At 62.6% G+C, this 503-nt stretch carries 1 protein-coding gene; it reads right to left on the bottom strand.

Annotation, left to right across the window (positions count from 1 at the left end):
• Window positions 1–189: 189 nt before the first annotated feature.
• Window positions 190–503: hypothetical protein (locus HCZ87_RS20790; protein WP_167647027.1), on the bottom strand; the 314-nt coding region annotated here is incomplete at its 5' end.

Below are 503 nucleotides of genomic sequence, written 5' to 3'. Positions count from 1 at the left end.
GGCGGAGAGGTGGCGCGGGGTTTCCGCGTCTGGCCGGATCCCCTGCACCCGGGTGAGGGTGGTCTCTGGGGGCCTGTTCTCCTGCTGGCGGCGGGCGTCACCCCGCCGCCGATGTCGCGACGTGGCCAGTATGTCAGATCGCGATGAAGGGCGGCCAAAGGCGGCGCGCGGCGGGGGCGCAACGGCAGCTTACATGCGGCCCTTGGTGATCTGGCGGATCAGGCTTTCTTCCTTTTCCTTGCCGAGTTTTTCTTTTTTGGCCAAGGCCTTGGCCAGTTTTACCGCCTCGTCTTTGCGGTCGCTGTTGGTGAGGATGAAGATCTCGAACAGGGCCTTGTCGTCCTTGATGCCCTGGGCCTTGGCTTCCTTCTTGGCGTCCGTCTGGCCGAGCTGCTTGATCACGAAGTCGCGGAAGGTCTTGGAGTCCCAGAAGTCCTTGCGGAAGTGATCGAGCGGGCCGGTGATGAACTTCTCCGATTTCTTGAGGATCACCTTGAAGGCGG

It is taken from the genome of Phaeobacter sp. HF9A (assembly GCF_011806385.1).
Lineage (GTDB): Bacteria > Pseudomonadota > Alphaproteobacteria > Rhodobacterales > Rhodobacteraceae > Epibacterium.
This window is presented reverse-complemented; position numbering and strand designations above follow the sequence as displayed.